The following is a 12,182-nucleotide window of genomic DNA, read 5'->3' on the forward strand; positions in this document are numbered from 1 at the left end:
AATCAAATGAAAAAATATATATACGCATTCGCTGCCATTGCATGTTTAAGTTTTGCGCAGTCGTGTAAAAAAGATTCCGAATTTTTGGATAAGCAACCAACCAGTACCCTGCCGATTGATGCTGTGTGGAAAGACCCTAATCTGGTGCTTACCGTGGTTGGCGATCTGTACGATCGTTTCCCTGATTTTCAACGCATCGAATCGTGGTGGTTATTTGCCGATTTTGATGAAGGTTTTGCCTCAGCAAGTGGAGATTATTTTCGCCACCAGAATTTAGAGTATGGATACGATGCATGGAGATACTGGGATATAGGCGTTTACAGGCTGGTAAACGATCTGAACCTGTTTATTAAGCGTGGACAGGAAGCGACAGCTTTAAAAGCCGAAGACCGCAACCGTTTTTTAGCTGAGGCACGTTTTATCAGGGCTGGTGTATACTTCGAAATGGTAAAAAGAATGGGCGGTGTTCCTTTGATTACTGTTCCACTGGCTTATGATTATAGTGGGGATCCAAGTTATTTGCAATACCCAAGGGCAAAAGAATCTGAAGTTTATGATTTTGTGATTGCCGAATTGGAAGCCATTAAAACGGTGCTTCCGGATAATGCAACCATACAGAGCAGGGCTACAAAAGCTGCTGCCCTGGCTATGGAATCGAGAGCTGCACTTTATGCAGGTTCTATTGCAAAATATAGCAATGCCCAATTAACCCTTCCGGGCGGAGAGGTTGGCATCCCAGCTGCAATGGCTAACGGTTATTTTACCAAAGCGCTAAATGCCGCAAAAGAAATTATCGATGGCGGTAAATATTCGCTTTACAAAAAGAACCCAAATTTATCTGATAATTTTGCAGCCCTTTTTACCGATAAAGGCAGCAATCCGGAGGTAATATTTGCCAAAGATTTTAAATTGAAAACCAATAAAGTACATGGTTTTACAATCGATAACCAACCGCGCTCTTCTGCCGAAGAAGCACAGGGAGGCAGGTTAAACCCTTCATTAAATCTGGTGCAGTCTTTCGAAAAGTTAGATAATACCTATGCCTCTTTCGCTGCTATTGATGGCAGCGGAAACCCGGTTTATTATACCAATATTACCGATATTTTTGCCGATCGCGATGCGCGTTTAGCCGGCACGGTAATTCTCCCTGGAACACAGTTTAAAGGTAAAACGGTTGACATATGGGCGGGTTATCAACTAGCCAATGGTACAATTGTAACGGGCGACAATTTTGCGCAGAGTAAAAGCAATGTACTTCCCGGTAACCCAGGTTCGGTGCAGGTAGTGGGCGGTGATGGTCCTGTTGATGGGCTTGAATTCAGTGCACAATCTGGTTTTTATGTGCGTAAATATTTAGATCCGGCTACAGGATCAGGCCAGATTGGTACCCGAAGCGAGGTATGGTGGATCCGTTACCGTTATGCCGAGGTTCTGTTAAATGCTGCCGAAGCCGCTTTTGAATTAGGAGATGCCGCTACAGCAGCCAATTATATCAAACCGGTAAGAGACCGCGCGGGATTAACCACTGCATTAAGCCCGGCCAATATTACCTTCGACCGCATTGTACACGAACGAAAAGTAGAATTTGCTTTCGAAGGTCATCAACTTTGGGATATGAAACGCTGGAGACTGGCCGATAAAGTATGGAATGGCAACAACATGTCAGCCGCCGATTTTACCAATGCCAGCAATATCGGAAGCGCAACACGCACCAGTACGCAGGTGTTTGGTTTGTGGCCATATAAATACTACAACCCGGGTAATGCCAATCACCTGAAGTATATTTTTAAAGTGATTAAACCCAGTCGTGTTACTGCCGCACATCGTTTCCGCATTGGCAATTATTACTCTTCAATCGGGCAGGATGTACTTAATGGCAACCCGAAAATTATCAGAAACCCTAATCAATAATCAGTTATAGACATGAAAAATAGATTTTATTTCATCATAGGGGCAATTATAGCCGTATTATGCTCCTCTTGTAAAAAGGATAATTACGAAGCACCTGCGGCCGATTTTACAGGAAGGATTGTGTATAAGGGCGAAGCAATCAATGTGCAGTACGGGCAGGTAAATTTCGAACTTTGGCAATCGGGCTTTGGTAACTATGCCGCGCTAAAGGTAAATGTAAGTCAGGATGGTAGTTATTCGGCCAAGTTATTTGATGGGAATTATAAATTGGTTTTCTCGCCAAACCAAGGACCATTTTTATGGAAAAAGAATGCCACCGGTAAACAAGATAGCATAGCCGTAAATATTAGTGGTAGCAAGGCAATGGATATAGAAGTAATGCCTTATTATATGATCCGCAATGCTAGTTTAACGGCTGCTTCAGGAAAAGTGAATGGATCCTGCAAACTGGAAAAAATCATCACAGATGCCAATGCAAAGGATATAGAAAGTGTATCACTGTATATCAATAAAACTCAGTTTGTAGATGGGGGCAATAATATCGCGGTACAACAGCTTACCGGGGCAACTATTGCCGACCTCAATAACTTAAGTATGAGCGTAAATATCCCTGCAATTGTACCAGCGCAAAATTATGTTTTTGCCCGGATAGGGGTTAAAATTGCAGGAGTAGACGACCTGATTTTTACACCTGTTGCTAAAATAAGTTTTTAAAAAAAGGAAGGTTTTAAATCTAATAGAATTTGTCACGTTGTCCAAAGGACTCCTACGGAGAGCTTGTCGAAACGCTTTAATCATATATTTAAGCAAGACCTTCATCAAGCCACCATTGACAGATTCTAATATAAGGGTCGTCATTGCGAGGAGGAACGACGAAGCAATCTTTCATGCTAGTGATTCTGCTATAAAGATTGCTTCGTCGGCTGAAAAAGCCTTCTCGCAATGACGACCTTAGGATGACGTGTTATGCTTTTGAATATCCTAATTATCATTACCTTACCCTTATCAATCATTATTAAATGAAATATCTTGTTGCCTTTTTTTTAAGCTTCTTCGTATTTTCTATTGGTAACGTGTTTGCGAAGCAATTAAACGATACCCTTTATTTAGCCGATCCCACGATTTTCTTAGATAAAGGCGTTTACTATTTGTATGGTACCAGCAGCGATCAGGGTTTTTTGGTTTATTCGTCAAGCGATCTTAAAACCTGGAACAAAAAATCAGAAAATAAGGGCTTTGCATTAAAAAAAGGCGATGCCTTTGGCAGTAAGGGTTTTTGGGCCCCACAGGTATTTAAAAGCGGTAAAACCTATTTTATGGCCTATACGGCCGATGAGCAGATCGCCATTGCACATAGTAATGGCCCGGCAGGACCTTTTGTTCAGGAAGAATTAAAAGCAATATCTGGTACAGGGAAACAGATTGATCCATTTGTATTTACCGATACCGATGGAAAAAACTACCTCTACCATGTAAAACTCGATCATGGCAACCGGATTTTTGTAGCACAACTGAAAGATGATTTTTCGGATGTAATCCCCGGAACAACAAAGTTTTGTTTAGCAGGAACTGAGTCTTGGGAAATACGGCAAAAACAGATTGGCCGGTAACCGAAGGGCCAACGGTAATTAAAAAGGAAAAACTGTACTATCTTTTTTATTCGGCAAATGATTTTAGAAATCCTGATTACGCGGTTGGTTATGCTACTTCAGCCTCGCCTACGGGGCCATGGTTAAAATATGCAGGCAACCCGGTTATCAGTAAAAAATTATTGCAGATAAACGGCACCGGGCACGGCGATTTTTTTACCGATAAAAAAGGAGCATTACAATATGTTTTTCATACCCATCATTCCAATCACAAAGTATCGCCAAGGGCTACGGCTATAATCAAAGCGGCCTTTATAAAAGACAAAAATGGGCATTTTCGTTTGCAGATCGACCCCGAAAGTTTTCGGTTTTTAATACAAAGTGCAGCAAAGATTAATTGATTGCATTTGTGGAAATATTGAGATGAAATTGAGCGGATTTAAGAGAAGAAATTCCTTTTTTTAAACATTAACGAATACCGCTTATTGAAAAATATAAAATACAAGATTTTAAAAATGATTACTTCGAAAATAAAATATCTGCTTGCCGTTTTGTGCCTGTTACTGGTAGCAGGTTTACATGCACAAACATTTACCAATCCTTTATTACCATCTGGGGCCGATCCTTATAGTTATTATAAAGATGGTTATTACTATTATACCCACACCACCGGAAACCGGGTAGATCTTTGGAAAACCCAAACTTTAGACGGCTTAAAAGATGCGGAGCGCAAAACCATTTGGCGTGCGCCTGCAGGCACCCTGTACAGTAAAGAAATCTGGGCACCAGAAGTGATGTTTTTAAGGGGTAAATGGTACGCCTACTTTGCCGCCGATGATGGAAGAAACGAAAACCACCGCATGTATGTTTTAGAAAATGCTTCTGCCGATCCGATGAAAGGTGAGTGGGTATTTAAAGGCAAAATTGCTGATCCGACTGATAAATGGGCCATTGATGGCGATGTGATCGATTTTAAAGGTCAGTTGTATATGATCTGGTCTGGATGGGAGGGAGATGAAAACGGAAAGCAGGAAATTTTCATCGCCAAACTTAAAAACCCCTGGACAGTAGCGGGAAAACGGGTGAAGATTTCTACACCCAAATTTAGCTGGGAAAAAATCGGAGACCTTGGTGGAGGAGCGCATGTTGATGTAAACGAAGGACCTCAGTTTTTGCTGCATGGCGATAAAATAATGGTCATTTATTCGGCCAGTGGCTGTTGGACAGATTTTTACGCTTTGGGCATGCTTTCCGCTTCGGCTAAAAGCAATCTGCTCGACCCTGCTTCCTGGACAAAATCAGATCAACCTGTTTTTCAGCAATCGCCAAAAGACGGGGTTTATGCGCCGGGCCATAACTCATTTTTTAAATCGCCGGATGGCAAAGAAGACTGGATCCTATATCACGCCAATGATAAACCGGGCCAGGGCTGCGGAGGTTTCCGCTCGCCCCGGGCACAAAAGTTTAGCTGGAATGCCGATGGTACACCAAATTTTGGAACGCCCGTAAAAGCAGGGGTGAGCTTAACATCACCCGCTAACCACAATAAAAAATAATCAGATATATACCGATATGAATTTAAAAAACTATGCGCTACTTGCTGTATTGAGCTTTAACATCAGCATGGGCTTTGCACAAAAAACAAAAAAAAGCACCGAACCTGCAAAGGTTTGGTCAATAGAAAAAGCCAATGCCTGGTATAAAGAGCATAAATGGTTAACAGGTGCCAACTATATTCCTTCCAATGCAATTAACCAGTTGGAAATGTGGCAGGCCGATACTTTTTCACCCGATCTGATCGATAAAGAACTGGGTTGGGCAGAAGGAATTGGCTTTAATACACTGCGCGTATTCTTGTTCAGTAAAGCCTGGAGCCAGGATCCAGAAGGTTTTAAGAAGAGAATGGATCAGTTTTTAACCATTACCCAAAAACATGGTATTAAACCAATGTTTGTCTTTTTCGACGATTGCTGGAATAAAACTTCGGCAATTGGTAAACAGCCCGAGCCTAAAACGGGTGTTCACAATTCGGGCTGGTTGCAAGATCCTGGTGATCCGGCTTTTAAAGAAGAAGCCAATTTTCCTGAATTGGAAAAATATGTGAAAGATGTACTTACTCATTTTGCACACGATAAAAGAATTTTACTTTGGGATTTATACAACGAACCTGGAAACAGCGGAAAGTTAGAAGCCACAATCCCTTTGTTAACCAAAACCATAAATTGGGCAAGGTCGGTTAATCCCGATCAGCCTATTTCTATCGGATTGTGGAGCTGGGGTTTCGAAAAGCTTAATGAAATACAGTTGGCCAATTCAGATATTGTAACCTACCATAACTATGAGGCACCAGATTGGCACCAAAGAACCATCGATCTGTTAAAAGCCAGTGGCCGGCCATTAATCTGTACCGAATATATGGCCCGATCGCGTAACAGCCGTTTCTCCAATATTTTGCCGATGCTAAAGAACGAAAACGTTGGTGCCATTAACTGGGGTTTTGCTGCGGGTAAAACCAATACCAAATATGCCTGGGATACCCCGCTTGCCGATGGATCTGATCCGATTGAGTGGTTTCACGAAATTTTTCAGCCTGATGGTACCCCGTACCGCATGGATGAGGTTAACCTGATTAAAAAACTCAACAACAAATAAATCATATTCTGGCCAGGGAAAATCTTAGTGCTATTATTTGATGAAAAAAATGTCATCCTGAGCCTGTCGAAGGACAATCCTTTTTTGTTTTTCTATAGCGCAGGTCTTCGACAAGTTCTCCGAAGGAGTCTTTTGGACAAACTGACTCTAATTGATAGTGCTAGCAAACTCCAACTTTAACACACAAATTTAAACCAATGAACAAAAAAGTATCCATCCTTTTCTCGCTGCTGGACTCTCGCTTTCCCTTTCTGCGCAGCAGCAAGACAAATCGTGGTCGATGGTAAAAGGGAAAATCTCTTCACCATGGGCCCAGGACCTTAATCCTAAAAATGTATGGCCTGAATACCCACGCCCACAGTTCGAGCGTGTCGGTAACTGGAAAAACCTGAACGGGCTTTGGGATTATGCCATCTCCGGAAAATCACAACAGCCTGCAATCAACCAGGGTAAAATCCTTGTGCCTTTCGCGGTAGAGTCTTCACTTTCGGGTGTTGGCAAAACGGTTGGTAAAGACAGCCTGCTCTGGTACAAAACTAGCTTTACTGTACCTGCAAACATGAAAGGCAAAGAAATTTTGCTTCATTTTGGTGCGGTTGACTGGAGAAGTACGGTGAGCATTAACGGTAAAACGGTAGGTAAACATGAAGGTGGTTTCGATCCTTTCAGTTTTAATATCACGCCGTTTTTAAACAAGAGTGGAAACCAGACTTTAACCGTAGAAGTTTGGGACCCGACAGATGAGGGCCCTCAACCAAGGGGAAAACAGGTTAAAAAACCAGAAGGTATCTGGTATACCCCGGTAACCGGTATCTGGCAGACCGTATGGATCGAGGCGGTAAATAAAGCACATATCGATCACATTAAAATAATGCCTGATATCGATGAGCAAACCGTAACGGTTACCCCATTTTTAACGGCTGCCGGTACAGGAGATCAGGTTAAGGTTTCGGCATGGGATGGTAAAACCAAAGTGGCTGAACAGACGGGAGATGGAACCGGCACAATCAGTTTAAAAATTGCGAACCCGAAACTTTGGAATCCTAAAAATCCATTTTTATACGACCTGAAAGTTGAGCTGATTGCTAAAAATAAAAAGGTTGATGAGGTGAAAAGTTATTTTGCCATGCGCAAAACCTCAATCGGCAAAGATCAGAACGGTATTCAGCGCATGCTGTTAAACAATGAATTTGTTTTTCAGTATGGTCCCTTAGATCAGGGCTGGTGGCCAGATGGGCTTTATACTGCGCCAACAGATGCAGCTTTGAAGTTCGATATAGATAAAACCAAAGAAATGGGTTTTAACATGATCAGAAAACACATTAAAGTAGAACCCGCACGTTGGTATTATTACTGCGATAAAGCCGGTATGCTGGTTTGGCAGGATATGCCAAGCGGCGACCTGGGTAACGGTTGGGAAAACCGCCCTGGTATTTTAGACCATGGATCAGATAAAAACAGAAGTGCCGAATCTGAAGGATATTACAAAAAAGAGTGGAATGCCATTATCGATGCACTTTATAATGTGCCTTCAATTGTGGTGTGGACACCTTTCAACGAAGCCTGGGGCAGTTTAAAACCGTAGAAATTGCCAAATGGACAAAAGAGAAAGATCCTTCAAGATTAGTGAATACGGCCAGCGGGGGTAATTTTTATCCGGTAGGCGATATTATCGACCTGCACAATTACCCGCATCCGGCTATGCCGAATCCTGATTATTTTGGAAAAGATTATGCCCTTGTGCTTGGCGAGTTTGGTGGGCTTGGTCTGCCCATTGACGGCCACGTGTGGCAACAGAAAAATAACTGGGGTTACCAGAGTTTTAAAAACAAAACCGATCTGTTTAATAAGTATGCCCAGTTTACGAAACGTTTGGCAGAATTAATCCCGCTAGGCCTTTCTGCAGGTGTTTATACCCAGACTACCGATGTTGAAGTAGAAACCAACGGTTTGATGACCTATGATAGAAAAGATATCAAATTTTCGGAAGCGCAGATGAAAGCTTTGCACGATAAGCTTTACCAGATAAATGTGCAGGTAAAGCAATAAGCAGTATCAATCTGTAAATCGCTAAATCATTAGCCTATGTATCAATCCGGGCTAATGATTTTTTTAGCAAATGGCTGGCAGCGGAGTTTTGTTTACCTTTCTCTACCCCCTTGTTTACCCTTCTCTACCTATTCTTTACCCTTTCTGTACCTTTTGTTTACCTTTTCTGTACACCAAGTTAACCCCAGGTTAACCCCTGGGTTACCTCTTCTTTACCCTGGCCTTACCTCATTCATTACCTAAAAGGTAAAGCCAGGGTTCATTTTGAGTTTAATTTAGGTTAACTTCGGCCGATGTTGCCTGCCAGCAAGTACCTCCAAGTGGTATTAGTTGTATTGGCCTTACACTGATCGGGAAGCTTTAATTCACATGAAAAAATCGTTATCTTCAGCTAGCCAATAATCTTGACTGCATCAATTCTTCCTTAAGTAACCAGATGAAACAACTCGATTTTTCCACTTTTCCTGTACTCGAAACCGATAGATTGGTCCTTCGCTGACTTTCGTTGGAAGATGCTCCTGTAATTTATCAATTGCGGGGAATACTTCTGAAAGTGACATTGTTCAGATCTCTGTTAAATAGCCAAACTAAACTTCTAACCAATTAGATAATGCTTGCAGTTCAATTAAGCTCTTGAAATCGAATAGGGGGATTTGTATATATAGTAGGCCACATACTCAGTCTTTCCAGTCTACAACCTTTACCTCATCGCCAACACGGATAATGCCCAATTGTTGATGGAGCAGGTTCTGGCCGAACATGATTTTTTTGCCTACCGTACGATAGCTGGCCAATGTTCTTAACGGTTCTTGTCCTTTCTCGCCGGTTTGTTGGTCAATTGTAATGAGTACACACCTCGCACATGGTTTTACGGCTGAAAATAAAACTTCGCCAATGTAGAAATCTTTAAAGTCGTCCTCAATATGTGGCTCTCCTCCCGTAAAAACAAAATTTGGGCGGAAACGGTCCATAAGAATGGGTTCTGCAAGCTTTTCATTCAGTGCGTTAAGCGAAGACTGGCCTATGATCAGGCAAGGATATCCATCAGCAAAGCTCACGATTTCATCATTCGAAGCATAATCCCGGTCTACCAATCTCTTTTCAGTTAAAGGCATTTTTACCAATCTAACTTTAAACTTCAGGAAATCAGAAAACCAATGGCTTACCGTTTTATTTACTTCAAGTGCCGTAGCAGTGTCATTCCAGATTACAACTGAAATCTGTTCTCCGGTATCTTCATCTAAAGAAAAGGATATGTTTTGCCCAGGCAATGTTTTATGAGAAACGCTTAGTTTACCATCCGCAATATTTACCTGTAACGGGGCCAGTTCAAAATGTTTCCGTTGGGTAATAAATGTACCTTCCTCGTCAACAAGCATCCATCTTCTGTCGTATTGGAGGCCCCTTTCTTCAAGCTGTGCTTTTTCAAGCCGTATTCCACCCAGTGATTTAATGGGATAGATGTTTATTTCAGAAAGGACAAACTTATTCATGTTATCTCCAGTTATAAAATTTCTATGTTCTTCTGCTCAAATACCTCAAATATCTGCGCATTAATCATACTCCGTGTCAGATCGGCTTTCGATATATCCTTGCACCAGAAATAAATATTGATGGTACTGTTCAGTTTACTCACCGGACTGATCATAATAATCGGTTCTTTGCTGATAAAAACGTTACTGTTCTCTACAATAATTTCCCTGATCAGACCAACCACTTCGGTAGAATTGAAGGGTTTTGCAATCAATAAAGAAATATCTACCCGCATCTGGTTGTTGCTCAATGTCCAGTTGATGATATTGTTAGATAAAATGGAACCGTTGGGGATAATAATTTCAGCGCCTTCGTCGCTAAGTAAGGTACTGGAGCGTACACCGATTTCTTTTACCCTTCCTTTTTTATTACTCAGTTCTACAATATCGCCTATGCGGATGGTTTTATCAAAAATAAGGATAATACCCGATACAAAATTACTTACGATGTTCTGTAAGCCCAATCCAATTCCAACACCCAATGCACCGAGGATAACCGTAATTTTATCGATTGGCAACCCGGAGGCAGCAACAGCGATTAAAAAGCCGCCAATTAATAACACCAAGCGGGTGACCAGTAATTTCGAACGCTCTCCTTTGTTATCATCAAAACTATCATCTCCTGTATCGCCAAAGAAATAAGCAATATATTTCTGCAAAAAGTTGGCAATCCAAATGATGCCCAAGAATAATACAATGCCGCCAAAGGTAAAGGAGAAACTGCCTATAGTTCTTTTTTCAGTCAGAATTTCCATTACCGATTCGTAGAGCCCATTAAAAATATTCAGGTTGGTGGTAAATATGACAAACCAGATGATGGTAGCACCAATACCTGTAAGCCTTTTAAGCCCGGTAATTACAGGTTGCCAATCAAAATACTCCGGAAATCCCTTACGGATCCGGCTGCTTTTCATCTGTAGTAAAAAGGCTTCTACCAATACTTTGGCCAGGATGGTTAGCGATATGGCATTTAAAAGGGAGCTTACCCCGGTTGAATAAAAAATCTGCGTAAGGGTAAAGCGGCCAAATAGATTACAAAAGGTGGCAATGATGGCAAAGCCAACATAAATAAAACCCGTGGTAAGGATCATTTTGTATCTTTTGGTTTTTTCATCGAGTATTTTCCATACCATAATGCCATAGGCAACTGAACTGGTGGTTAAGAACAAAAGCAGCCAGCGCTGGTATCTAGGTGGCATACCCAAAAGACGTAAGAAAACCGGGGCAAGAAGGAGTATTACAAAGATGCACCAATAGTAAAACAGCTTTGAGTTTAGCTTTTTACGGAAAAATACAGTAAGCAAAATGGCGAGTATAACCTCTACCGCTTCTATGTAAAGTGCAGGTGCCCTCAAGTCGAATATTGGGGCCAATGCAAAGAGCATGATAAAGGTAATTAAATAAGGCTGCGGACTGATGAGTGAAAAGCCATCAAGTGTTTCTAAACGGCCCCGCTGTTTTACACTTCTAAAATTGAAGAACACCCAAAAGAAAAATATGGTGCAGGTAAAAAGCAATAACAACCGGCTGCTCCTGGTGTACACAAAATAATAACCAGATATTTCTTGCTCTCCTTTAATAAACCTACGGAAACCCATGCTTCTATTGGCCCGTTTGTTTACCGATTCCCATAAATAACGGCGCTCTTTACCAAAAGCTTTAATGCTTACCGCCTCGAGTTGGCTATCGGTAAGGTACATGAGCTCTTTAATATTGATCAGGTTAGAAGAAGTTCTGGCCTGTAGGTTATTGATGGATAAGGTAGTCGTTTTCAGCAGGCTATCCATCATTATACGTTTCTTCTTTAGCTCTGCAAATTCACTTTTAAACATAACCTGTACCGCAGGAACGGTAAACAATTTAATCAATACGGTATCTTTACGAAGATTAAGGATTTCGGTTTTTAAAGCACGTAGCTCCTTTTCATACTCATCAAGGTCTGATAAACAATCTTTGTTATTGTGCTGTAATTCTTCCAGCAGGGTTTGGTCCATCTGCAGGTTTTGCAGATTTGGAGACCTATCGCCCTGTGTTAACCGACTTTTAAGCAGTGCCAATGCTGCTTCATCCTGAGTTAAATGCGCTGCTATAGGTTTAAGTTTCTTAAACGAACCAACAGTTACCGGAACTTTATTAACGGTTTCAAATACTTTTTCCAGGTGTGCGAGATAATCACCCTTGGTTAACGTAGCAGAATCGGCGAGAATAGATACATCCTGACCTTTATATGCAGGTTTATCTTTTTGCGCAAACACATGGCCAGAAAAAAATAGGATAAAGAGTAAAGATATAACGTTCCGGATAGCTGGGTAAAAAGAATTTCGTGTTATCATTGAGCTTAAGCTGTATTGAATATTATCCTTTATGGGAATATGGGTTTTCAAAAATAGGCATTAGGATTCATTTTTTAATCAGAACGCAGGTACTACATGACTGTGGATGGAACTGG

At 41.4% G+C, this 12,182-nt stretch carries 10 protein-coding genes; 8 read left to right on the top strand and 2 right to left on the bottom strand.

What is annotated here, in order from left to right:
* The first annotated feature begins 6 nt into the window (after positions 1 to 6).
* The 8 genes from H9N25_RS01925 to H9N25_RS24275 all read left to right on the top strand — a co-directional run bounded on the left by H9N25_RS01925 (position 7) and on the right by H9N25_RS24275 (position 8,201).
* The gene (locus tag H9N25_RS01925; protein ID WP_190327767.1) at positions 7 to 1,911 is read left to right on the top strand and encodes a RagB/SusD family nutrient uptake outer membrane protein; all 1,905 of its coding nucleotides are present in this window, start codon (positions 7 to 9) and stop codon (positions 1,909 to 1,911) included.
* 12 nt (positions 1,912 to 1,923) lie between these two features.
* Positions 1,924 to 2,625, top strand: coding sequence for a DUF3823 domain-containing protein (locus tag H9N25_RS01930; protein ID WP_190327768.1), 702 nt, complete (start codon positions 1,924 to 1,926; stop codon positions 2,623 to 2,625).
* Positions 2,626 to 2,930: 305 nt separating this feature from the next.
* Complete coding sequence (locus H9N25_RS24860) at positions 2,931 to 3,521, top strand: family 43 glycosylhydrolase (protein WP_255524544.1); 591 nt, start codon at positions 2,931 to 2,933, stop codon at positions 3,519 to 3,521.
* Complete coding sequence (locus H9N25_RS24865; protein ID WP_255524545.1) at positions 3,488 to 3,901, top strand: family 43 glycosylhydrolase; 414 nt, start codon at positions 3,488 to 3,490, stop codon at positions 3,899 to 3,901. Before H9N25_RS24860 ends, H9N25_RS24865 begins: the two co-directional genes overlap by 34 nt.
* Before the next feature lie 114 nt (positions 3,902 to 4,015).
* Positions 4,016 to 5,056 (top strand): glycoside hydrolase family 43 protein, encoded by a 1,041-nt coding sequence (locus H9N25_RS01940; protein WP_190327769.1) that lies wholly within the window; start codon positions 4,016 to 4,018, stop codon positions 5,054 to 5,056.
* A gap of 16 nt (positions 5,057 to 5,072) precedes the next feature.
* Positions 5,073 to 6,152, top strand: a complete 1,080-nt coding sequence (locus H9N25_RS01945; protein WP_223833541.1) for a glycoside hydrolase 5 family protein — start codon at positions 5,073 to 5,075, stop codon at positions 6,150 to 6,152.
* A 280-nt stretch (positions 6,153 to 6,432) separates the two neighbouring features.
* Positions 6,433 to 7,737, top strand: a complete 1,305-nt coding sequence (locus H9N25_RS01950; RefSeq protein WP_223833542.1) for a glycoside hydrolase family 2 protein — start codon at positions 6,433 to 6,435, stop codon at positions 7,735 to 7,737.
* Positions 7,695 to 8,201, top strand: coding sequence for a hypothetical protein (locus tag H9N25_RS24275; RefSeq protein WP_223833543.1), 507 nt, complete (start codon positions 7,695 to 7,697; stop codon positions 8,199 to 8,201). The genes H9N25_RS01950 and H9N25_RS24275 overlap by 43 nt, the downstream gene beginning before the upstream one ends.
* Before the next feature lie 677 nt (positions 8,202 to 8,878).
* Here H9N25_RS24275 and H9N25_RS01955 read toward each other — a convergent pair.
* Both H9N25_RS01955 and H9N25_RS01960 read right to left on the bottom strand, forming a co-directional pair.
* On the bottom strand, positions 8,879 to 9,694 hold the full coding sequence (locus H9N25_RS01955; protein WP_190327770.1) for an MOSC domain-containing protein: 816 nt from the start codon (positions 9,692 to 9,694) through the stop codon (positions 8,879 to 8,881).
* A gap of 11 nt (positions 9,695 to 9,705) precedes the next feature.
* On the bottom strand, positions 9,706 to 12,066 hold the full coding sequence (locus H9N25_RS01960; protein ID WP_190327771.1) for a mechanosensitive ion channel family protein: 2,361 nt from the start codon (positions 12,064 to 12,066) through the stop codon (positions 9,706 to 9,708).
* Positions 12,067 to 12,182 lie beyond the last annotated feature (116 nt).

Origin of the sequence: Pedobacter riviphilus (assembly GCF_014692875.1) — a bacterium.
GTDB lineage: Bacteria > Bacteroidota > Bacteroidia > Sphingobacteriales > Sphingobacteriaceae > Pedobacter > Pedobacter riviphilus.